Below are 21,948 nucleotides of genomic sequence, written 5' to 3' on the forward strand. Positions count from 1 at the left end.
CACCGCTTCCCTCCCGGAACACATGACTTCACTCCGCACCGACCTGGCCGCCTTCGCCGCCGCCCTTTCCGCGCGCCTGCCCGGCACCTGGACCAGCCAGTACCAGCGCCACTCGCAGTACGCGGACCAGTTCCCCCGCACCGAACAGCTCTGGGACACCGGCCACGTCGACTACGTCGTCAGCCAGTACGTCCTCACCCACGACGCCGTGCTCCACGGGCCGGCCGACCAGAGGCTGTACGTGGCCGACCGCCCCCGCTTTCTGCACCAGTTCGTCGTCGCCCCGCTCGCACCCGACAGCACGCACATCAAGCCCCGCCACTTCGCCGGAGTCGAGGAACCCAACGGCATCGCCGTTCCCAAGGACCCCGCACGCGCGGCAGCACGAGTCGCCCGGCGGCTGCTGCCCCGCTACGAAGAAGCCCTGCAGGCCGTCCTCAACAACGCGGCGCACCAGCCCCAGCCACCGCACCGGCCCCAACCGCCACAGGTCGACCAGGTCCTCACGCTGACCCTCTACAGCGACGGCGCCCTCGGCGCGCCGTACGAGAGCGTGCCGGTCGATGCCCGCATGACGCTGTACGCCCACGGCTTCCAGTACCACCCGCACCAAGCAGCGTTCCTCCTGCCCACCGCCTACGGGGACACCGGTCGCGCCCTTCGCGTCCACGCCGTGGTCCAGCAACTCACCGCCCAGGGCATCGGCGTGAACCTGCGCCACTCGGCGCCCACCACCAGCGCCGCCCTTCCGCCGGCGTCAGCGAAGGCCGCGTCCCCGATCCGCCGTACGCGCTGACCCGCCCCGCCCCCAGACCTTGGAGTCTCCATCCGCATCACCCGCCGCACCCTGCCGCTGCTCGCCGGCGCCGCCTGCCTCGCCCTGGCCCTCACCGGCTGTGCCGACGACGAAACCGCTGTCGCCAAGCAGACGCCCAGCGCCAGCAGCGCGCCGCAGCCGGCACCTGCCCTCAGCGCCGCCCAGGCCCGCGCCGTCATCACCCACTACTCGCAGATCAACAACGAGGCCAACGCCGACCGCAACCGCGCCCTGCTCGACACCATCGAGGACGGCCCGCTGTATGCCATGTCCGTCTCGGACTACACCGAGACCGAGGGGCTGCCCGCGGCCGACCGCACGCCCTACAAGCCCTGGTCCTACGACACCGCCAGCGCCAAGCTGTACATCCCGCGCCTGGCCGCTGGACAGGACCGCTGGTTCGCCGCCGCGCTCTCAGACGACAAGGAAAAGGCCCCCTCGCGTCTGGCGGTGTTCGCGGAACGACCCCAGCACAAGCGCTGGGAGCTGGTCTCCGTCGTCGACCTCGACAGCCCGAAACTGCCGGACATCGCACTCGACCACGACGGGTACGCAACGGCCGTCGCCGCCGACGGCAACAAGCACCTCGCCGCCGACGTCGGCGTTTTGCGTGCCGCGGTGCTCGACAACTTCGCCACCGGCGGCACGCACACCGGGACGAAGGTCTTCACGCCGACCACGGCGAGCAAGCGGCAGATCGAGGTCCACGACAAGACCGGCACCCGTTTCGGGGACCAGGGCACCACCGTCTTCGCCGGCGCCGCCAACCGCTACACGGACGCCTACGCTCTCAAGACCGCCGACGGCGGCGCGCTGGTTCTCTTCTCCCACATGCACACGCAGACCGACGCCGTCGCGCACTCCGGCCTGCAGATCAACCCGGGCAAGGAGGACCGGGCCTGGCTCCACGACGTGTCCCGCACCTCCATCAGGTACACGTTCGTGTGCAACGACGCCGCCGCTGTCCCCGCGAAGGCCGCCCCGTCCCGGCTGATCGGCTACACGTGTGCCCGCACCGATGCCTCCGGCCCGCCGGTCTCGTCCTGGTCAGACCGCGTATAGACGCACCCGCGCGCTACCTGATGGCCGCCGAACATTTCCCGCCCCCTGCTTGCTGCGGAGAGCTCCCTGTCCACTCGCTCCTTCATCGCCCGCCCCACCGTCGGCACGGGCTACACCGGCATCCACGTCCAGCTCGACGGCGTGCCCAGCCACCACCTCCCCCTCCTCCTGGCCGCCTACCAGTACAAGTTCGGACGCGACATCGAGGCCATGTGCCGGCACCTCATCGACGACGTCGCCGTCGGCTGGGACGAACTCGGCACCGATCTCCTCGACGATGCCCCGCCCGCACTAGTGACCGCGCTGACCGGCGGCGAGCACTGGCCCAGCCGAACCCTCGACCACCTGGTCACCCCGGACGGCTCGCCGCCGGTACGCATGTCGGTCACCGACGAGACCGCCGACGACCAGGACATGCAGTGGGGGTACGTCCTGCACAAGGAGGGCGTCGAGGTGATCAGCCTCCTGCACGAGGACATCGGCCCCATCGTGAGCTGGTCCATCGACCCGCGCACCGCCTTCAGGCGACCACCCGGCGGCCTGGTCCTCCCTCGACTCCCCGCCCGCTATCCGGGCATCGCGCAGCACGCCGACTCCGAGCGCTCCTGCCGCAGCCCCGGCGAAGGCCAGCCCCTCTCGCCCCACCGCCCGCCGCTAGCTTTCCCTCGTCTTCCCGGAGCCTTCCCTGCCCCCGCACACCACGCCCCTGATCACCGTCGTCATCGCCAGCCGCCTGCGCGAAGACCGGCTCGACTACCTGACCGCCATGCACGCGAGCCTGACCCGGCAGTCCGTGCCGTGGGAGGCCGTGATCGCACTCGACGGTGCCTCGCCCGACCGCCTGCCGGCCCCGCTCGCACAGGATGCCCGCGTTCGCACCCTGTCGCTGCCCCGGCCGGTCGGCGCCGCCTGCGCCCGCAACCTGGCCCTGAACCACGTACGCACCCCGTACACCAACTGGGCGGATGACGATGACGAGTTCACCGACGATGCGATGGCCGTACGGCTGAACACCCTGGAGTCGACCGGGGTCGGCTGGTGTGCGGGCTGGAGCGAGGACCACTACCCCGACGGCTCGACCACCCTGTGGCGCTGTCCAACGCCGCCCGGCCGGCACGAGGCCGGCGACGTGTGGACGTACTGGAAGTCGCCGGCGGACACCATCCCCATCGGGCCGACCACGATCCTCGCCCGCACCGACCTCGTGCGCGCCGCGCCGATGGGCGGCCTCGTCCAGGGCGAGGACTACTGCGCAGCCCTCGGCGTCACCGCGCTCGCGCGCGGGATCCTGCTGCCAGTGCCCGTGTACAGGTACCGCAAGTGGAACGGGCAGATGACCGCCCAGGTCGGATACGACCAGCTGGAGGTGGCGGCCCGCGAGCACGCCTGGGCGTACGGCCGCAGCCTGCGCTCCGTCCTGCACGGCGAGGACCTTCTAGGATCCGCGAATTCGTGAGCATTTCCGCGTGATCATGAGCATTGGCAACGTTCAGTAGTTGTCACTTTCTCAAGCCCGGGTGTCAGCGCGGGCGCGGCCGACCTCCTCCTGGATGCGGTCGCGCAACCAGGGCGGCATGTCCACCGGGGCACCCTCTGCGTCAGCGAGATAGATGCAGAGTTGCCCACGCATCTCGTCCTGGCGCGGATGACCGAAAGCTTCGACGACCCGACGACCCACCTCATTGAGATCTTGGTGTGGAGCATCCACGTCCGACTGGTCATAGAACATGTGCAGGCCGGGAACACCGGGCAGGGGTCGAGTCACCTTCGGCCCCGCATCCCCGACAATCCGGCTCTCGGCGTCCCAGTACCGGATGAAGCGCAGGTTGTACGCGCTAACGACGGCCACCATCGCCAGGTCGCTCATAGCCAATCTCCTGCCTCGCAAGGGAGTTTGGACTCTAGCCGCCGCGCCGACCTGCTGGGCCGAGAGCGACCTGGTCCACCAGCGTCAAGGCCGACCCTGGTTACCGGAACCAACGTTCACCGCGGCCATTAGTACCTCACTCGCCGTTACCTATCCGAGCTAGGAGAACCACCGATTGCTCAATCTCCACCTACAGCGCCACTGCTCACTGCGTGCGGATTTCGATGTTTCTGCGGGAGCCCGTGCTCACGAAGTCGCGCTCCCTACAGACCTGGTCCATGGCTGAGGCGCAGATCATCCTGACGCACAGCCGAGAGTCCGGGATCGTCGCCATCGCCTCGGGCGAGCAGTACCCCTGGGCGCACACCGCCCTCGCGGAGAACGGCTTCCAGCGGGACGACGACGGCGTCTGGCACCTGCCCGCGGACGGCACCAAGACCACCGTGGTCGACCTGATCAGGTGCGCGAAGCGGCACCACACCAGCGTGCACACGAGCAGCCGCCGGTTCATCGGCGACGCCGCCCGCGACCTCACGCGCCTCCTGCCCGGCCAGTGGCGCGCCTCGTTCGAGATCTACTCGCACCCCGCCTGGCAGGAAGACCTCGTCCCCTGGATCTGGGACAGCGGCGAACTCGGCCGCGCCGTCCAGAGCGAGCGAATCCCCTACGCCGCGCTCCTCACCGACGCGGTGCAGGGCACCACGCTGCTGTTCATCGAACGCCCCGGCCGTCAACTCGACTACCTGGTAGGGGCCTTCTCGCCCGAGGGGCTAGAAGGGGGCTACGGCGATCCCCACGCCCCGCGCAGCATCGTCTTGCCGCCGTTTGCCGGACGGGCTGCCCAGGCCCTCACCGGCCGGTACCTCCCCGCCTACGAGCAGGCCGTCCACGCCCGCCAGACGGCGGCCATCGCCGCCGTGCTCGGGGACATCCGCTGCGAGCACGACACCTGGCAGGCCATGAACGCCTCCGGCCGCTACAGCGACGCCACCCCGCTGAGCGCCGCCGCTCTCGGCGCCGCGACGGGGTTGTTCCTCGACCACGCCTGGAGCCGTTTCCTGACCGTCGTCGACCACGCCCCGGCGCTGCTGGACCGGTGCCGACCCGCGAGCAGCCCGTGGCCCGACGACGCCGCGGCCCTCTCCCGTCTGGCCGACGCCGTGATCGATGCCGAGACCCTGGTCGACGAGATCGTCCACGGCGGTTTCGTGCCGGAGCAGGAGCGCCGAGCACGCGCGTGGCCGGCCATCGAGACCTGGCTCACTGACGGCGAAACGTTCTTGCGGCAGACCCGCATCAGCGCACCCCACCGCCGCCCGGCTCTGCCCGTCGCCGCGCCGGCCCGCCCCCTCACCGCGGCCCGGCCCGCGCACCGCGGCCCCTGACCTTTCCGCCCCCGCCCCGAGGAGAACACCGCCCCCTTGCAACCCGGCACCCACTTCGCCTTCGGCGACCACGAGGAACACGGCTTCGTGGCCTCCTTCACCGCCTCTATGCCCGCGCACCTCGCCCACTGGTACCTGGAGCGCGAGCAGTTCGAGCCCGTTCCCGGAGAACCCGGCCTGTACCGGCTCAGCGAGCCCGAGCGTGACGGAGTCCGCCGCACCCGCCAAGCCGTCCACGACCTGCGCCGCCACGGCTACACCGTGCAGGCCGACATCCGCCTTGACCCGTCCCTCTCGGCCGGCCCGGCACACCCCGCCCGGCCCCACGGACTCGAGGAGCGCCGCAGCCGTCTCGCCCAGGCCGCCGCCGGCCGGACGACGCAGCGCTCTACACCGCCCACCACCTCCCCGCCTTCGGCCCGGCCGATCCCGCCGAAGCCCATGTACGCTCCGACCGTCCATCTGACGGCCGCGACCGGCGGGCGGTCCCGATGACACCCGCGAGCAGTCCGACCCCCGACGGCCCCTTGCCGACCGCTCCCGAACTGGCCAACGCGGCACGCGACTTCCGTTTGCGGCTGGCGGTCATCGACCGCGAGACCGAGGCCGCGCTCGACATGACACGCGACCGCTACGGCCGTACCGTCCACGCGGGCGCCGCGGCAGCCGCACGAGCCCACCGCGACAAGGCCGCGGTGGAGGCGTACGCCGCCCACCTCGCCCCGCACGCCGAGGCTCTCCTCGATGCCGCCCGCCTGGCGCTCGATGAGCTGCCACCCGCTCGGCACCTGGCCGGGTGGCGGGCCGTCCTGGACGGCCTGGCCGTTTCGGCCGCCGAGATCCGCCGGGCGCTCGACCGGCCAGCCGCACCCGGTTCCCCGGCCGAGCGCGCTCAGCACGCGGCCTTGTGGCCGCACCTGGCCGCCTGGGCGGACCACGGCTCCATCGCCAGCAACCTCGCCGACCAGCAGGGCGGCCAGCACCACAAGGCTCCGCTGACCGACGAGGAACAGCAAATGTGGACCAAGAAGGCCCAGGCCGCGCAAAGGCGCGGCGAGCTGGAGCTGACCGAGTCGTGGTACTCCGCCGACGGGCAGCCGATCACCCTCGCCTATTTGGTCGAGGATGACGACTCGACGGTGGTCGCGCTGCGCGGCGATCCGGACGCACCGGGCTAGCAGGTGATCGGGCACTACGCCCACGAGTACGAGGCGGGCAAGGTGCTGCCCGCTCCGGTTCCGCCCGGCGTGCTGCGCGCGGACGTCTCCCGGTTCAACCGCCCGGCACCGGTCCCGGAGGTGTCCCTGCAGGACCTCATCCGCGATGTCGTCGAAGGCCACAGTGCCGGTGACGCCTCCAATGCGCTTCTCAGCGCTGTCCAGCGCGGCTATGACGCCGGACCGATGGTCCGCCTGCAGGAACTCCTGGAGACCAGCGGCCAGTTCGCCAGCGCCCTGGAGACCGTGCAGGGCCGCCAGATCGCCGCCCGCCTGGCAGCGCTGAGCCGGCAGATCGAGTTCCTCACCCGCGAAGCCGAAGAGGCGGCCGAGGACCTCGGCGCGACCGTCGCCGTCCTGCCCCCGCACCGCACCCCCGTGCTGCGCACCCGTCCGCGCCCCGCCGTGGACACCACACCGCCCAAGCCGCCACCCCGCGCCAGCACCACCGCCCGACACCGCTAAGTGAGCGTTTGATTCTCGGTTGTCTGTTTCATTTGGCTTAGCTGTCGCGCCAGTTGGGGGTGGCTTCGTGGGTGAGGCGGCGGGTCATGAGGTTGATGGCGGCGAGCTGGATCATGGCGGCTGAGCGGTGGGGGTGGGTTTCGTAGTCGCGGGCGAGGCGGCGGTGGTGCATGAGCCAGCCGAGGGTGCGTTCGATGACCCAGCGGCGGGGTTGGACGTGGAAGCCGCGGACGGTGGGGTCGCGTTGGACGATCTCGAGGTCGATGCCGAGGTGGGCGGCCTGTTCAACGGCTTTGGTCTTGTAGCCGTTGTCGGCCCAGGCCTTGGTGATGGTGGGGTGGCGTGCGGCGATGCCGGCGAGGAGTGGGGTGCCTGCGGCGGAGTCGTGAACGCTGGCGGCGGTGACCGTGACGGCCAGGAGGAGGCCGAGGGTGTCGGTGACGATGTGCCGCTTGCGTCCGATGATCTTCTTGGCGGGGTCGATGCCCTGGCTGGTCAGGGGGACGGTGGCGGAGGTTTTGATGCTCTGGCTGTCGATCAGGCAGGCGCTGGGCTCGCTGGTGCGGCCTTCGGCCTGACGGACTTTGCCGCGTAACAGGCCGGTGAGCTGGTCGAAGATGCCGTCGGCTTCCCAGCGGGCGAAGTAGCCGTAGACGCTCTGGTGGGGCGGGAAGTCGTGGGGTAGGTAGCGCCAGGGGATGCCGGTGCGGTCGACGTAGAGGATGGCGTTCATCAGGGTGCGCAGGTCGTGGGTGGGTTTGCGGATGCCGTTGCGGGCCTGGCGCCAGGCTTCGAGGGTGGGGCGGATGAGTTCCCAGCGGGCGTCGGACAGGTCGCTGGGGTAGGGCCGTGGAGTTTGCATAACGGATGCGTATGGGGCGGCAGCTGGTCTGGCCAGGGCGTGTGCGGGTTTGCCGGGTGCACCGGGGCGTGCGTTCTCGACACGGCGCGTACCGGTAGATTTCCAAATGAGACAGGAGCACTTACAAGGAAACCGGCGCACTACAGCTCTGCCGATTGCCGCAGAAGCGATGTTTCCGGCGAATCGCTTCGCTGAGCGCTCGATCCGGCTCCTGGAATTCCCCCTGAACCATCCAATACCAGAATCAAACGCTCACTAAGCCCATGTCCCACCTGGTCTTGACGAACACGAGCCCATGGAGCAGTACGCGATCAACCTTGCCCTCGCAAAATACGAGCACGATCGTGAGCTGTCTTGAGCGCTCACGGCCTAGGGGCGGCCATGCCAGCCGCCCCGGAGCAGCGACTACTGCTGACGCTTACTCACGTGTGACACGGCGGTCATGCCGGCGCCGTAGGTGAAGGCAAGGACCGCACCGCCAGAAGCGACGGCGGTGAGGGCAGGCTGCCCCAGAACAGCGGAGCCGATCCCCGCAACCAGCCCAGCGATGACGGATACCAGAGCAACGACGACAACGTGATACACGCGGTGGTCACAGGTAGAAGTGGTGGCAGACAAGTAGGGCCCTCCCATACTCCGTCGGAGCGCCGTCACCTGAATCAGGGCAGGGTGCAGCCTGCGCTGGATTCACGTCACAGCGTCGCCGCCCAGCGGGCGTCGCGATAGGGAAGCGCCGGCCAGGCGCGCCTATCGCTCCTCGGATGGAGCGCCGTAGCGGTTGGCCATCATCACCGATGCACCATGCCTTTCAAGGATCTCGTCAACCACGTCCATGGTAGCCAACCCCACTGACACCCAGGCAAGTTGGTAGCCGTTTCTTGGGGGCCCAAGCTGCAGCGACTCCCACTCACCTGGTCTTCACGCGCGAAGCCTCGTTGCAGGCACACCTCTCCTGGTGGCCGTGTTTCCTGGCCAAGCATCCCGCCCGCCGCGCCGCCCTCGCCGGACACCTCGCCAAGCAGCCGCTCGCCGGCCCGGCGCTCCCTGGCACCGGCGCGGCCTTCGCTCTCACCGTCCTTCTCGCCGCGCGCCGACATCTGGGCCCCGCGGGCAGGCGCGGTGCGGCTGGCGCCGGTGCCTGCTCCGTGGCCGGTACATGACGCCCTGATCAGGGCGCAACCCCACTACTTCCAACCCCTTTGAGGAGATCGAATTATGGCCGTGCGTACGCACTGGACCGTGGAGCACGCCTGCTCCCACCGAGTGGATCACGACCTGTCCAATCGCCCTGCCGACAAGCGGGCCAGCTTCGCCCGCTGGCTCGCGTCGAAGGACTGCACCGACTGCTGGAAGGCCGCACGCGACGCCGACTCCGAGTCCAAGGATGGGTGGCTCGCGGCCAAGCGGGCCGAGGAGCAGGAGGCAGCCCTCGCGTGGGCGAAGCAGTTCGACATGCCGCAGTTGGAGGGCCCGGCCAAGGCCCTGGACTGGGGTGAGCGCTCCCGCCACCAGCTGATGACATCCGCGCACACCGCACTCGTGGTCGAGGGCACGTGGGACGAGGCGGACTGGGCGGAGCTGGAGGAGAAGGCCCGCACCATCACCCGTGCCGGATGGTGGATCGACCAGCGCGACGCCGAAGGCACTGACCTGCTCGAACTCCTCGACGCAGCCGATGAGGCGGACCGCGGGACGGAGAACCCGTTCCGCTGACGGCGGGGCAACATAGCCGGAGAACGCCGGTTAGCCAAACCGGCGTTCCTCCGGACTATTGATGCTCCCACCCCGCCAGCATCTGCGTGGAAGGACCTCATGTCCCAGCCCCCGCCCCACCTCGGCGTTCGCACCGACGCCCGACCCGCTCACCCCCGATCGGGACATCACTCACGCCCACTTCCAGGCCGGTGACACCGTCGTCGTCCTGAAGGGGATGGCCGGCGGCGAACTGTGGGGCGATGCGATGCGCGTCGTGGCCCCGTCCTGGCACACCCCGACCGACGAGGACGGCTGGCGGCTGCGTGATGCGACCGGCGGCGCCCAGTCCTACGTCACCGCCCACCCCCGCTACCTCGTGCACCTCTCGCGCCGCTGCCCGGACTGCCTGATCTACCTGCGCGCCATGGAGGATGCCCTCTTTACGCGGTTCGCCGACCGCGACGAGCTGATCGACTGCGGCTGGTACACCACCACCGCCCTGGGCCAGCTCGTGCACATCGCGGACATCCGGAGTGGCCGATGACTTCCCCCACGCACCGTCCCGGCCGTTCCGCCGCGCTCGACAGAGCCAGGGCCCAAGCCACCGCATCTCCGGTCGATTCTTCCTGGCCGCTTCACCTGGCCGAAGACCTCCGCGACATCGAGGCCGACTGGAGAACTTCGGCCGAGGTGTGCGCGGATGCTGCCTGGGCGGCACGGTCGGCCGGCCACAGCGTCCTGACCCTGCTGTCCCCGCAGGACGTCACCGCAATGGGCCTTGACCCGATCACCGCCCGCACCTTGGCTCATCTGTACCTGAGCGCCCTGCGGTTCGACTTCCGCTGCCCCACCCTCCAACGCCTCGTCGAACAACTCGCGGAAACCGCGCGTCAGCCGCTGGACTGCTACACCCGGGCCTTGTACGCCTTCGCGCTGCTGGGCCAGTCCCGCCCGGAGGGCCTGGCGGTCATGGACGAGGTCCTCGCGGAGGCCGGGCAGCACACCAAGACCCTGCACGTCCTGCTGCACGGGCTGTGGCTCGGCCAGGACCTGGACCAGGACGCGGAGCGTCTCCTGGCCCTCAGCTCCCGACCGGCCCTCGCCACCGGCAGCGACCCGATCGTCCTCTTCCGCGTGGCGGGTGCCCTGCGCCGGCTGGGCCGGTACGACGAAGGGTTGGGCGCCATCGACAGGGCGATCGACTGTCTCCCGCCGGGGGACACCTCGGTGCACGCCGACCTGGTCCGCGAGCGCTCCCTGCTCTGCACAGCCCGCGACCTTCATCAGCACCGGCCGCCCACCCGCACGTCGAGCGGGGTGCCGTCATGATCCCCCGCCTGCACGCGCGGACCCACTCGCCGCGCGACCCGCTCGCCGAGGCACTCGGGCGGCCCCTTTCCCCGAACGAGGGTCTGACGGAGTACACCATCGTCGCCCACTGGCCGGACCTGGACTACTACACCCCCAACGACGAGCAGAGAACCTGGACATCCGCTCAGTGGGCCGAGCACCTCGAAGATCCCTACCTGGAGCATCCGTTCACTGCCAGTGCGGACGACGACCGACGGGCGATCCTCCATCTCGACATCCGCCTCCACCCGGACGACCGGGAGCTGACCGGTCCCGAGTGGGCCGAAACCGCTCACCGGTTCGCGCGAGCCGCCGGTATCGAGATACCCGGCGCCGCAGAGCACGGCTGGCGGTGGATCGCCGTCCAGGCACAGCCCGGGCGCCTGGACCTGATCGCCAACCTGATCCACCTCGACGGCACCTGGCGCACCCCGCCCTCAGACATACTGCGGCGCCTTGCGGACGAGGCACGCCGCATCGAACAGGACCTCAACTTGATCCCCGCCCGCACCGGACCCGCGACACGCCCCGCTGTCCGTACGGCGCCCACCGCATCCGCGCAGTTCGCGAGCGTCCTTACGCAGCTCGCCGACGAGCAGGCCGGCCCGCTGGCCACGGTCCGCGGACTGAGCGAGCACACCGCTCACCGCATCGCCCGCCAGCCCGGAGCCGCCAGCACCGAAGCAGCACACGGTCTGGAGCTGATCGCCCGCCGGCTCCACGCGATCCAGCAGGACCTGGACACCACCGCGGCCCACCTGGTCCGCCGGTCCCGGATCGCCGCCGCACCGCCCGTAGCCCGGCACACCGCCCACAGATCTCCGTAGGAGCAACGCCTTCTTGCCCCATACCGGCCGCTTCATGGACATCCGCCGCGACTCGAGCTCCAGCGAACTCCTCGCGCGCGGCGACGACTTGGAGGCACACAGCATTCTCCAGCGCGCGGGATTCATCGCGGTCGTCCGCCTCCACGAGACCTACCACCGCGGCCCCGCCGGCCTCACCGAGGACGACGAGTCCCGTCTCGCCACCGATGCCGTAGCGCGCCTGCGGGCTGCCGGGTACCACGTCGACTGCGACGAACCTTTCGACACCGACGCCCGCCCCGCGCGCTATCCCACGCTCGGTACCTCGGTCTCCCACCTCGCCGAACGCCTGCGCGAAGCCACCGACACCGCCGAGGCAGCCGACATCCTCACCGCACTCACCGCGCCCCACGACGGCATCCTCGCCGGGTTGGAGGAAACCCTCGGCGCTCTGGCGGAGTTCTTCGACGGACTCGGCAACGCGACCGATCCGCACACCGCCCGGCGCCTGCGCTACCTCGCCGACGAATACGTCCGCGTCATCCACTCCGACCTCGCGTACACCCGCGAACGGCTGGCCGACCGGCACGCCCCTCACCCCGGCCGCCGCCCCTGCGCCGAGCAGGTGCCCGACCACGAGCCCGAACGCTCCGCCGTGTGCGCCTGCCCACCCCCGCCGCGTGCACTGCCGGCCCCGGCACCGCCGCCCGTCGGTGCCACCCGCCTGCGCCGCTGAGCCCCTGCAACTGCCCAAGGACACCATGCACGACCACGACACCTCCGAGCACCTCGCCTCGTACGCCGACGTCCTCGCCGGTGAACTCCCCGATACCTGGACCAGCACGCACCTGACAGCCGATGCCAAAGACGACCTCGCCGAACTCGCCGACCGGATCTGGGACCTGGACCTGGTCGCCGCCTCCCTCGGCGAGCACCCGCTGACGCAGGCAGCCGTCCTCAGCCGCCCCGACGGCGCCCAGCTCGTCCTCCTGGACCGGCACGACGGACGCGACGGCTTCCTTCTCGCCGCCGTCGCCCCGCGCGCCCTGCCCGACGAGGCGTACCGGGCTGTCCCTGAGCCCAACGGCGTCGCCCTGGCAGACGACCCGTTCCTGAGTGCCGAGCAGGTCGCTGGCGATCTGCTCGCCCGCTACGACCGTGCGCTCGCACAGGTCCGGCACAACGCCCTGGGTGGCATCCAGCCCTCCCAGCCGGACCGGATCGTCCTGACCTGGCAGCCGGACGGCAGCGTCGCCACCGCCCCCGCCGACGACCGGGCCGGCACGATCCTCGTCGCCCACGGCTTCATCCAGGACCCGCAGAGCGGCATCTACCGCCTGGGTGGTGACGACACCCAGGTCCAGGCCCGCGCCCTGCGCGAGATCGGCCCGCGCCTCGACGCGCTCGGCATCGGTACCGCCCTCCAGCACCCCGCCGGACGAACCGCGCCTACCTCAGCCCCGGCATCCATGCCGCCGACCCCGTCCGGCACCCGTACGCCAACCGCCAGGACTCGATGAACCAGGCGGAGGCCGACCTGGGCATCCCCTCCCTGCTCCTGACCGGTCATGACGTCAAGTGCACGCCCGGCGTCTTCGACGAAGCCACCTACCGGCGGGCCATGCACGGCCTCCGCACCAGAGCGGCCCGTCCCGCAGCGCAGCAACCGGCACCGGACGGCTCCCCGTCGCACTCCGCACCGGCCCGCTGTACCCCGTAAGACGCCCGAGCGGCCCCGGCACCACGCCGGGGCCGCCCAGCACACCGCCCGACTCCCGGAGAAACCCGTAGCACCCCGCACACCCCCACCGATCAGCAACCGGCTCAAGCCCCGGCTCGCCACAGCCCTGTTCCGCCGCTATCTGCGCGCTTGCATACCGACCGGTCCCGACCACACCTCCCCGCTGACCGGCGCCCGCCCGGGGGGCGTCCTCACCGAGTCACAGCGCGTCGGGCAGCGCCACCACCACTGACCGTTCACCGCCCCGGAGGAGCATGTCCCACCCCGCCCCCTATCCGGTGAGACTGGCCGACGAGATCACCCGCCAGCTCGGCCAGCTCGCCGACCACCTCTCGCAGCTTCCCCCGCCCCAGGCCGCGCAGGTCATCGCCCGCGTTCTCGACCCGGACGCCGGAGTCCTCGGCGGCGTCACTCACCTCGTCGCCACCGGAAGCGTGTTCGCCAAGGACCAGGCAGAGCGCGGCGCGCTCCCCGCGGAGGTGTGGCTCGCTCTGGGCCGTGCCTCGAACGAACTGCACGACATCACCCTCGACCTGGACGAACACAAGGACGCCCTGGCGCACGTCAGCACCCAGCCCGCCACCACCGAGGCGAAGCGCCCAGTGCCCGCACCGCTCGTGGTCCGGCGGCGCCGGTGAAGAAGAAGCAGTGGCAGGGCTGGGGGCCCGGCGAGCAGGCCGAGCAGCACTACCTCGTCCAGCCCCGTGCCCTGGCAGGCGGCGGCGACGTCCGGCACGTCTCGGAGTTCCTGCGTGCCTCGGGCTGGCGGGACAAGTCCAAGACCGGCGGCCCTTTGTTAATGGAGAGCCCGGACCGGACCGTCCGCGTCGCCTACGACCCTTACGTCCTTCCCGGCGGCTGGACCATCCACGGCCGGGCAGACGGGGCCAGCGGCGAGTGGTCGGCGCACCTGGGCCGTCAGGCCCCGGTGGAGATCGTCGCCGGCCTGACCGACGCCCTCACCCGTCCCCGCTCCGCACACGCCCCCAACGTCTGGGCTCCGCTGCAGGAACAGAACTGGCACACGCGTTTCGAGGGCGAAAACTACGTGGCGACCAGCCCCGACAGCACCGCGTGGATGCAGTACGGCCAGAACCCCGACGGCACGGCGATGTGGTGGAGCGGAGCGCAGGACAAGCAGGGCAACGGCTGGACGGCCCACTTCACGCCGAACACCCCGATGCACCTCGTGCAAGCCTTCTCCACCGAACTCGCTAGCCCCGACCCCGTGATGCGCCCACGCGGACGCGTCCCGCACAGCGCGCAGATCCGCACCTGGTCGGTATCCGTCGAGCCCTCCCAGCTCAGCGCCTGGCAGCAGGCCCGCATCACGGCCGCCCGGGCCGCCACCTGGGCCCGCAACAGCGCCCGAAGCACCAGACCGCGCACCACCGCCCGCGCCCACGCCGCCGACGGCGCACGAACCCGCCGCTGACCACGACACCCACCACCCCGAGGAGCCCGATGCCCGCACTCACCCCGGACACCATCCGCGCCGCGACCGACACCCTGTGCCGTCTCACCGAATACCTGCGCGAGAACCCCGACCCCAAGGAGGCGCTCGCTCTCGTCGAGCCCCTCCTCGACGAATACACCGGCCTGCCCATCCAGCTCGGTGACACCCTGCGCGCCCTCGCCCGCGCCGTACAGAGCCACCCGAACACACCGCGCAGCGAGAAGATCAGTGATCTGGTCACCGAGCTGCGTGCCGCGGCGTGGGTGCAGACCGACCAGTACATGCTCCACTACGTCCTGGACGAGCTGCGCAAGGTGATCGGCAGCGCCGCCGCGAGTGAGCCGGGGTGCGGTCGGTGCCGCTGAGCGAACGGCAGCTCGCCGGGTTCGCCGACAAGCACGCCTGGCGGATCCCCTTCGACACCAGCCCCCGCCATCTCGCCGGCCCCGGGGATGCCCGCCACGTCACCCACGGCTTGGCCGCCGCCGGATGGAGCGCCGTCTCCGACCCTTTGAGTGCCGAGATCGTCCTGCGCAGTCCCGACCTTCGCCACAGCCTCCAGTTCGACCCGCAGTCCGCCACCTCTGCATGGTGGCGGCTGCGGGCCGAGCCCACCGACACCGAGCCCGGCTGGTACGCCGAGTTCGGTGAACTCGTGCCCGCCGAGGTCCTCGCCGGCTTCACCGATGCCCTCATCGCCCCGCCGCCACAACAGCCAGACCCGTGGCAGCCGGTGACCTCGGCGGGCTGGCACCGCGACTCGGACGGTACGGCGCGCTCGCCGGACTCCATGTGCCACATCGAACTGCGCCCGTTGAGCGAATTCAGTGGCCGGTCGTCCTGGCACGTTGAGACCTGCGAGCCCGGCGACGGGCAGTTCCCCGGCCCGCGCATCTGGCACGCCTACTTCGACAAGGACGTCCCCGCCCACCATGTCGGATCGTTCCTCACCGCGCTGGCCGACCGCAGCCCGCTCCAGCGCGGCATGTACGACCGCACCGGCCACTACAGCGCCGTGCAGGAGCCCAGCCCGCTGCGCCCGCAGCAGGTGGTCGACGCCCACACCGCCCGTATCGAGTCGCTCCGTGCCCGGGCACGCTCCGCCCGCAGGCAGCAGACGAAACCCGCACCGACGCCGGCAAAGGCCCACACCGCCCAGCCGGCCGCCCGCCGCTGAACCGACAGGACCCCTTTCCCATTTCCGCCGATCACCGCGCCCACCGCGCCCTCCTCCGTCACCTCGACCATTACGTGAGCGACAGCAAGAAGATCCGCGACGCCTGGGACGCCTACTCCGACGAACACACCGACCTCGACGGCTGGCCCTACGACGACCACGCCTACGGAAGGCGCGCGAGCCAGCGCGACGCCGACACCGCCGAGGCATTCGAGCCGCTCCGGTACGGCGCCCGTCACCTGCTGGCCACGGCCGAAACGCAACTGGCCCACCTGCCGGAGACCAACGTGCAGAGCCGCTGGGTCTACCAGCTGGGCGTCCTGCGCGACGCACTCGACCGACTCGACGAACTGCACGAGCAATGGCTGGTCACCCGCGACGCCCTCCCCGCCACCGCCAAGCCCGGCACCCCGGACTTCGACGACGCACTCGCCGCACATCACGCCGAATCGTGGAGCTACCTCGACGACTGGGCCACCCACGGCAAGGCGCTCCGCGAGATCAACACGGCCGCCCGTAAAGCCCCTTCACCCCTGGCTCCCACACCGACACCGGCCCCGGCCACCGCGCCCGACCGGCGAGCTACGGCACGGAAGTGAGCACGCCCCCGACTCCCGAGACCGTCGAGGTCGACTTCATCACGCCGCGCCATCTGGTCGGCGGCGGTGCCCCCGCCTGGATCACCGTCTCCCTGCACCGCGCCTGCGGCTGGAGCCACGGCAACGACCCCCTGATACCCCGCGTCCTGCTCTCCAGCCCGGACCAGGAGACCCTCCTGCGCCTGGAACCCGATCCCGACGGACAGTGGTGGACCCTCAACCATGCAGCGGAGCCGGACCGGCCCGCCTGGTACGCGAGTTTCGGCGCCCGCACCCCGGTCGAACTCATCGCCGCCTTCAGCGACATCCCGCCGGCAACTCCAGGCCCGCCGCGCCCGCCGCCGGCCAGGAACAGCCGCAGCCGCTGAATGCCCCGCCCCCGCCCGGAAGGCACGTAACTCTTTGCCCCCCACCTCCTCCAACAGTTCCACCGACGGGTACGACATCGTCCTGCGCCTCCTGATCGGAGTCGCAGCCGTCGTCGTCCCCCTGTCCCACCTCGCCTGGCTGTCCGGCAACATCACCGCCTACCTCACCGGAGGCGGCTGGGCGCCGTACCAGCCGACCACCGCCCTGCTCCACCCCCAGCGCCTCTGGCCCCACGCTGGAGAAACACCCCTGCTGATCGGGGCACGCATCGTTCCCGTTCTCCTCCTCCTGGCCCTCGGGACAACAGCGGGCATCCTGTTGGCCCGGCACAAGAACCGCAGCGGCGGCCGGAAGAAGAAGATCACCGGCATGGCCAAGGCCCGGGACATCGAACCGATGATGGCCAAGGCGATCACCGAGAAGGCCCGCTCCCTGCGCCCGAGCCTGAAGGACGCCAAGCACATCGAGGCCCGCGACACCGGCATCCTCCTCGGCAACCTGCAGGGCACCAAGCAGGAGATCCGCATGGGCTACGAGGACGTGGCCGTCGCCATCATGGCGCCCCGCTCGGGCAAGACCACCTCGCTCGCGATCCCCTCCATCCTCGCCGCGCCCGGCCCGGTCCTGCTGACCTCGAACAAGGCCGCCGGCGATGCGTTCACCGCCACCTACGACGCCCGCGCCGCCGTGGGACGGGTGTGGTCGATGGACCCGCAGCAGATCGCGCACGCCGCACGCGAGATGTGGTGGAATCCCTTGGCGGACGCCAAAACCCTCGACGGCGCCGGGCGGCTGGCCGGCCACTTCCTCGCCGCCTCCGTGGACGCCTCCCAACAGGGCGACTTCTGGTCCAAGGCCGGATCCAACATCCTCGCGCAGCTCTTCCTCGCCGCGGCCCTGGACGAGCGGCCGATCACCGACGTCATGCAGTGGCTGGCCTTCCCCGCCGACCGCACCCCGCTCGACATCCTCCGCGACGACGGATTCACCGCCATCGCCGCCCAACTCAAGGGCACCGTGGAAGGACCGCCGGAAACCAGGGACGGCATCTACGAGACCGCCCGCCAGTACGCCGCCGCGCTGCTCAACAGCGAGATCGCCGCCTGGGTCACCCCGCAGAAGAACGTCCCCGAGTTCAGGCCGTCCGAGTTCGTCACCTCCACCGACACCCTCTTCCTGCTCAGCAAGGACGGCGGAGGCGGAGCCTCGGCGCTGATCGCGGCGTGCGCCGACTCGGTGATGCGGGCCGCGACCGCCCAGGCCGAACGAGCCGGAGGACGCCTCGACCCGCCCATGCTCGCGATCCTCGACGAGGCCGCCAACGTGTGCAAGATCTCGGACCTTCCGGACCTGTACTCGCACCTCGGGTCGCGCGGCATCATCCCGATCACGATCCTGCAGTCCTACCGCCAGGGCCAGAAGGTCTGGGGGGACGCCGGCATGGACGCCATGTGGTCCGCCTCTACCGTCAAGGTCATCGGCTCCGGTATCGACGACCCCGACTTCGCGGACAAGCTGTCCCGCCTGATCGGCGACCACGACGTCGAGACCACCTCGACCTCGCACTCCGAGTCCGGCAAGTCGACCTCGGTGTCGATGCGACAGCAGCGGATCCTTCCCGCAGACGAGATCCGCGCCCTGCCCAAGGGCACGGCCCTCTGCTTCGCCACCAGTCTGCGCGCCGCCATGCTCGACCTGCGCCCGTGGTACCAAGAGCCCGGCGCGGCAGAACTGTCCGCGGCGTCCGACCGCGCATCCAAGGCGATCACCGCCCGGGCCATCGCCAAGCACGCACCGGTCCAGTCCGACTTCGGGCCCGCCGCGTGAGCGAATCGCGCCTGCACCTGGTGCCCGTCCGCTCTCGGGACGCCAAGGAGTTCGTCCGCCTCTGGCACCGGCACCACCCGCCGCCCGCCGGACAGATCTTCTCCCTCGGTGCCGCCGACGAGCCCAACATCCTGCGCGCCGTGGCCGTGGTCGGCCGCCCTGTCGCCCGCCACTTGGACGACGGCACCACCCTCGAAGTCACCCGCACCGCCAGTGACGGCACACGCAACGCCAACTCCCTGCTCTACGGAGCTGCTTGGAGAGCGGCCAAAGCGCTCGGATACCGGCGGCTGATCACCTATACGCAGGCAGGGGAGAGCGGAGCCTCGCTGCGCGGCGCGGGGTGGCGCGTCCTGGCCCACCGTCCTCCAAGGCCGGGCTGGCACACGCCGTCCCGGCCGCGGACGGACCGCGGAACCTCGCAGATCGCTCGCACACTGTGGCAAGCGCCCTGACAAGACACGCTCATCGGCACCTATGCATCCCACGAACGCGACGACATGACGTCCGTCAGCAGCGCTGGACGCGGTCATCGCCGCGGCCGTCCCGCTCGGCAGGCGCGGTACCACCACGTGCAGGCTCGCCGGGCCCGCTGAAACAGCCACCAGATCCCGTTCCCCGATCCCCTGGACCACCGTGTCTCTTTTGGACATCCCCGATGTGTTCATCGGGTCCACCGACGACGGGCACACCTTCGTCATCATCAACCGCCGCATCCACGATGCCGACCGGCTGCTGACCGAGGCCGGGTTCCTCGCCCGCGAGCACCTCGGCCGCACGCTCTACCTGCTCCCCCCGGGCACTGCCCAGGACGCGCACGATCGCGCCGGGGTCGCCATGTACGGGCTCCTGGCCCACACCCACGACCTGATCGATCTCTGCTGGACGACCCGCTGGAGCCCCGGCAGTCCCGTCGCCGATCCGGAGATTCGTTTCCACTTCTGTGACGGCACCGTGGCGGTGACGGCCAGGACCGCCGCCGCCCGTTCCCTCTTGGAACGGCACGGCTTCACCCCGAACGGCTCTTCCTATCGGCCGCCGGACGGACTAGACGAGCGCCGCCTGCTCGGCGCTGTGACAGCTGCCGAAACCCACGCCTACACCCACGGTCTCAGTGTCCGCGTCGACCTCGGCATCCCCACGCCGTCCGACATCCCTCCCGCTCCCCGCCGCCCGTCAGCTGCCGCCCCCGGCTCACCGACCACGCCTGCGGCCCGCCGTCGCACCCGCTGACCCCACGCGGGGGGTCGGGGTGTGAACGATCGTCGAGCCGCGGCCAAGGGCGCGCGGCGGTACACACCTTCGCACTCCAGCCGTTGACCGCTTTCCCTCTTGGAGTCTTGCCACGTCATCCGACACCCCGAGCGCGCATGACCTCGCCTGCGCGCTTGCCGACCAGATCCGCCCCGGCGCTGCTCCCCGTGACGTGGTCGTCAGTTTCAGCGTCCGCCGACAGGCGGCAGCCAAGTACGATCACGGCTCCTGCGGCGGCCCCGTGACGGTCTTCGCCCAAGCACTGCACGCCCGCCTCTACGGCCTTCCCACGGACGACGATCCGCTGCCCACCGCCCTGGACGCGCTCCTGCAGGCCACTCACACCGCGACCGCCCCCGAGCAGCAGACCGCGATCCTGCAACAGCTCGCCGAGCAGCTACGCAACGCCACCGAGATCATCCAGCGCTACCAGTACCAGGCCCAATGGGACCGGCTCCCCGACAGCGTCGCCGAGCAGCTCCGGGACGCCCACGACCAGGCCGAGCAGGTCACCAAGACCCTCGACGCCGTCGCCCCCGCCTTCAGCAGCCAGCCCGCCGCGCCCGTGCCGCCTGCCGCGCAACCGCGCCACACCGCCAGCCCACCCGCGCCCACGACTCCACCGGCCGGGCGCCGCCGCTGACCTCCGGCGACAGCCCCCGCCGGGAAAGGCAGGCTCCAACCTGGCCACCGCCGATCCCCTCCACACCCGCCTCACCCAAGGACCCCGTGCGCTGGGCGTGTTCGTCCCCGCCGGCCTGTACCCGGCAACCGCACAGCGCCAGCACCTCGACCAGCTCGCGCAGGCAGGTGCCGACCTGTTCGAGGTCGGCCTGCCCACCGAGGACGCCGCCCTCGACGGCCCCGTCATTCAGACCGCCTACCACCGCGCCCTGCGCAGCGGAAACGCCCTCGACCACGCCGTGCGCGCCGTCGAACACGCCGCCAGCCTCCGGCCGACCGTTGTCATGACCTACTGGGAGCCCGTGAGCCGCCACGGCCCCGCGTACGTGGCCCGCCTGTTCGCCGACGCCGGCGCCGCCGGCGTGATGATCGTCGACCTGCCCGCCCACCAAACGGCCCGCTGGCACAAAATCGCACGAGCGACGGGCCTTCGCACCCCACACCTCATCCCGCACACCACCCCTGACCCCCTCCTCCCGGCCGCGGTCGCCGGCGCCTCCGGATGGCTCTACGCACCCGCCACCACGGCCCCACCGGCTACCGAGGCCCGCTCGACATCCCCGGACTCGCCGGCTTCACCCAGCGCCTACGCGCCGCGAGCCCACTGCCCGTGGTCTCGGGAGTCGGGATCTCCACCCCAGCCCTCGCCGCACGCGTCGCCCCGCTGGTGGACGCCGTCGTCATCGGCACCCCCGTCGTCCGCGCCCTGGCCACCGACCCTGCCCAAGCCCCGGACCTGACGGCCGCGTTCGCCCGAGCCCTGCACCCGACCACCCTCACGGAGACCCGTGCCTGATCGCTCTGATCGCTCCACCCTGACCGAGGCCCTCGACCGGATCGTGGCCGACGCCCTTGTCCTGCACCGAGCCCTGCGCACCAACGCCATCGGCCACGCGCACGCACTGGCCGCGCGGATCAACGACGCCCAAGACCTCGCCAGCGCCGCCCTGCGGCTGTTCCTCGACCTCGCCCAGCACACGCCGCACACCACGGCCGGGAAGCTGCTGCTCCTCGACCACATCGCGCAGATCGCCAAGGCCGCCCAGGACGCAAGCGCCGAACTGACCTCAGCCCTCGCCCGCGCCGTGGAGAACCAACGCCGCCGAGCCAACGCCACGAAGGGGCCGGCCATCCTCATCCGCCCCTCACCACAGCAGTTCATCGAGTCGGCCACCGACCTCCTCGACCGCATCCCCACCCTCCACCACGCCATACACCGCGACCGGCTAATCCCGCCCAGCCGGCTGACGCACCAGCCTCATTGAGGGCGCGCCCCCCATTTCCCCATCTCCAGGACAGACCATTTCAGATCAGC

25 protein-coding genes and 3 pseudogenes are annotated in these 21,948 nt (G+C 70.9%); 26 read left to right on the top strand and 2 right to left on the bottom strand.

The features are described 5' to 3' along the window. The first annotated feature begins 22 nt into the window (after positions 1-22). The 3 genes from ACSLTV_RS22050 to ACSLTV_RS22060 all read left to right on the top strand — a co-directional run bounded on the left by ACSLTV_RS22050 (position 23) and on the right by ACSLTV_RS22060 (position 3,335). A complete protein-coding gene (locus ACSLTV_RS22050; protein WP_435612726.1) occupies positions 23-796 on the top strand; it encodes a hypothetical protein in 774 nt (257 codons plus the stop codon). Positions 797-1,084: 288 nt separating this feature from the next. Then, the gene (locus tag ACSLTV_RS22055; protein WP_435612727.1) at positions 1,085-1,879 is read left to right on the top strand and encodes a hypothetical protein; all 795 of its coding nucleotides are present in this window, start codon (positions 1,085-1,087) and stop codon (positions 1,877-1,879) included. 706 nt (positions 1,880-2,585) lie between these two features. Then, a complete protein-coding gene (locus ACSLTV_RS22060; RefSeq protein WP_079088142.1) occupies positions 2,586-3,335 on the top strand; it encodes a glycosyltransferase family 2 protein in 750 nt (249 codons plus the stop codon). Positions 3,336-3,386: 51 nt separating this feature from the next. On the opposite strand, the gene ACSLTV_RS22065 is transcribed toward ACSLTV_RS22060, so the two are convergent. Next, positions 3,387-3,746, bottom strand: a complete 360-nt coding sequence (locus tag ACSLTV_RS22065) for a hypothetical protein (RefSeq protein ID WP_058082628.1) — start codon at positions 3,744-3,746, stop codon at positions 3,387-3,389. 278 nt (positions 3,747-4,024) lie between these two features. On the opposite strand from ACSLTV_RS22065, the gene ACSLTV_RS22070 reads away from it, so the two are divergent. From ACSLTV_RS22070 to ACSLTV_RS22080, 3 genes and pseudogenes are all read left to right on the top strand, one after another. After that, the gene (locus tag ACSLTV_RS22070) at positions 4,025-5,131 is read left to right on the top strand and encodes a hypothetical protein (protein ID WP_435612728.1); all 1,107 of its coding nucleotides are present in this window, start codon (positions 4,025-4,027) and stop codon (positions 5,129-5,131) included. A gap of 36 nt (positions 5,132-5,167) precedes the next feature. Further along, positions 5,168-5,626 carry a hypothetical protein gene (locus ACSLTV_RS22075; protein WP_360965057.1) on the top strand — a complete coding sequence of 153 codons (459 nt, stop codon included), beginning with the start codon at positions 5,168-5,170 and terminating at the stop codon, positions 5,624-5,626. Next, a pseudogene (locus ACSLTV_RS22080) lies at positions 5,623-6,813 on the top strand (hypothetical protein). The gene ACSLTV_RS22075 and the pseudogene ACSLTV_RS22080 overlap by 4 nt, the downstream one beginning before the upstream one ends. Before the next feature lie 37 nt (positions 6,814-6,850). Here the strand turns inward: ACSLTV_RS22080 and ACSLTV_RS22085 are convergent. Next, positions 6,851-7,675, bottom strand: a complete 825-nt coding sequence (locus tag ACSLTV_RS22085) for an IS5 family transposase (protein ID WP_435612729.1) — start codon at positions 7,673-7,675, stop codon at positions 6,851-6,853. 1,215 nt (positions 7,676-8,890) lie between these two features. Between ACSLTV_RS22085 and ACSLTV_RS22090 the strand changes: the two genes are divergently transcribed. The 20 genes and pseudogenes from ACSLTV_RS22090 to ACSLTV_RS22185 all read left to right on the top strand — a co-directional run bounded on the left by ACSLTV_RS22090 (position 8,891) and on the right by ACSLTV_RS22185 (position 21,898). Next, on the top strand, positions 8,891-9,388 hold the full coding sequence (locus ACSLTV_RS22090) for a hypothetical protein (RefSeq protein WP_435612730.1): 498 nt from the start codon (positions 8,891-8,893) through the stop codon (positions 9,386-9,388). Between the two features lie 61 nt (positions 9,389-9,449). After that, the gene (locus ACSLTV_RS22095; protein ID WP_435612731.1) at positions 9,450-9,914 is read left to right on the top strand and encodes a hypothetical protein; all 465 of its coding nucleotides are present in this window, start codon (positions 9,450-9,452) and stop codon (positions 9,912-9,914) included. Next, on the top strand, positions 9,911-10,699 hold the full coding sequence (locus tag ACSLTV_RS22100) for a hypothetical protein (protein ID WP_435612732.1): 789 nt from the start codon (positions 9,911-9,913) through the stop codon (positions 10,697-10,699). The genes ACSLTV_RS22095 and ACSLTV_RS22100 overlap by 4 nt, the downstream gene beginning before the upstream one ends. Beyond that, positions 10,696-11,547, top strand: coding sequence for a relaxase/mobilization nuclease (locus ACSLTV_RS22105; RefSeq protein WP_435612733.1), 852 nt, complete (start codon positions 10,696-10,698; stop codon positions 11,545-11,547). The genes ACSLTV_RS22100 and ACSLTV_RS22105 overlap by 4 nt, the downstream gene beginning before the upstream one ends. A gap of 34 nt (positions 11,548-11,581) precedes the next feature. Further along, positions 11,582-12,262, top strand: a complete 681-nt coding sequence (locus ACSLTV_RS22110) for a hypothetical protein (RefSeq protein WP_435612760.1) — start codon at positions 11,582-11,584, stop codon at positions 12,260-12,262. A 25-nt stretch (positions 12,263-12,287) separates the two neighbouring features. Then, entirely contained in the window at positions 12,288-13,046 is a 759-nt protein-coding gene (locus ACSLTV_RS22115; RefSeq protein WP_351728234.1) for a hypothetical protein, read from the top strand. Next, entirely contained in the window at positions 13,043-13,246 is a 204-nt protein-coding gene (locus tag ACSLTV_RS22120) for a hypothetical protein (RefSeq protein WP_351728203.1), read from the top strand. The genes ACSLTV_RS22115 and ACSLTV_RS22120 overlap by 4 nt, the downstream gene beginning before the upstream one ends. Positions 13,247-13,521: 275 nt before the next feature. Next, a complete protein-coding gene (locus tag ACSLTV_RS22125) occupies positions 13,522-13,905 on the top strand; it encodes a hypothetical protein (protein WP_061915785.1) in 384 nt (127 codons plus the stop codon). Beyond that, entirely contained in the window at positions 13,902-14,702 is an 801-nt protein-coding gene (locus ACSLTV_RS22130; protein ID WP_435612734.1) for a DUF317 domain-containing protein, read from the top strand. Before ACSLTV_RS22125 ends, ACSLTV_RS22130 begins: the two co-directional genes overlap by 4 nt. Before the next feature lie 29 nt (positions 14,703-14,731). Then, positions 14,732-15,088 (top strand): hypothetical protein, encoded by a 357-nt coding sequence (locus tag ACSLTV_RS22135; RefSeq protein WP_058082617.1) that lies wholly within the window; start codon positions 14,732-14,734, stop codon positions 15,086-15,088. Then, a complete protein-coding gene (locus tag ACSLTV_RS22140; protein ID WP_435612735.1) occupies positions 15,079-15,900 on the top strand; it encodes a DUF317 domain-containing protein in 822 nt (273 codons plus the stop codon). The genes ACSLTV_RS22135 and ACSLTV_RS22140 overlap by 10 nt, the downstream gene beginning before the upstream one ends. A gap of 74 nt (positions 15,901-15,974) precedes the next feature. After that, a complete protein-coding gene (locus ACSLTV_RS22145) occupies positions 15,975-16,499 on the top strand; it encodes a hypothetical protein (RefSeq protein ID WP_435612736.1) in 525 nt (174 codons plus the stop codon). After that, positions 16,496-16,831: pseudogene (locus tag ACSLTV_RS22150) on the top strand (DUF317 domain-containing protein); the annotation flags it as partial. The gene ACSLTV_RS22145 and the pseudogene ACSLTV_RS22150, both read left to right, overlap by 4 nt. A gap of 70 nt (positions 16,832-16,901) precedes the next feature. Further along, complete coding sequence (locus ACSLTV_RS22155; protein ID WP_435612737.1) at positions 16,902-18,695, top strand: type IV secretory system conjugative DNA transfer family protein; 1,794 nt, start codon at positions 16,902-16,904, stop codon at positions 18,693-18,695. Further along, a complete protein-coding gene (locus ACSLTV_RS22160) occupies positions 18,692-19,150 on the top strand; it encodes an XF1762 family protein (protein WP_079060030.1) in 459 nt (152 codons plus the stop codon). The genes ACSLTV_RS22155 and ACSLTV_RS22160 overlap by 4 nt, the downstream gene beginning before the upstream one ends. Before the next feature lie 181 nt (positions 19,151-19,331). After that, complete coding sequence (locus ACSLTV_RS22165) at positions 19,332-19,928, top strand: hypothetical protein (protein ID WP_061915769.1); 597 nt, start codon at positions 19,332-19,334, stop codon at positions 19,926-19,928. 193 nt (positions 19,929-20,121) lie between these two features. After that, complete coding sequence (locus tag ACSLTV_RS22170) at positions 20,122-20,592, top strand: hypothetical protein (protein ID WP_356307320.1); 471 nt, start codon at positions 20,122-20,124, stop codon at positions 20,590-20,592. A 97-nt stretch (positions 20,593-20,689) separates the two neighbouring features. Continuing rightward, positions 20,690-21,097, top strand: a pseudogene (locus ACSLTV_RS22175) (tryptophan synthase subunit alpha); the annotation flags it as partial. A gap of 38 nt (positions 21,098-21,135) precedes the next feature. After that, positions 21,136-21,429, top strand: a complete 294-nt coding sequence (locus ACSLTV_RS22180; RefSeq protein ID WP_435612738.1) for a tryptophan synthase subunit alpha — start codon at positions 21,136-21,138, stop codon at positions 21,427-21,429. Beyond that, positions 21,422-21,898 carry a hypothetical protein gene (locus ACSLTV_RS22185; RefSeq protein WP_435612739.1) on the top strand — a complete coding sequence of 159 codons (477 nt, stop codon included), beginning with the start codon at positions 21,422-21,424 and terminating at the stop codon, positions 21,896-21,898. Before ACSLTV_RS22180 ends, ACSLTV_RS22185 begins: the two co-directional genes overlap by 8 nt. Positions 21,899-21,948 lie beyond the last annotated feature (50 nt).

This window comes from Streptomyces sp. bgisy159, from assembly GCF_965341775.1.
GTDB lineage: Bacteria > Actinomycetota > Actinomycetes > Streptomycetales > Streptomycetaceae > Streptomyces.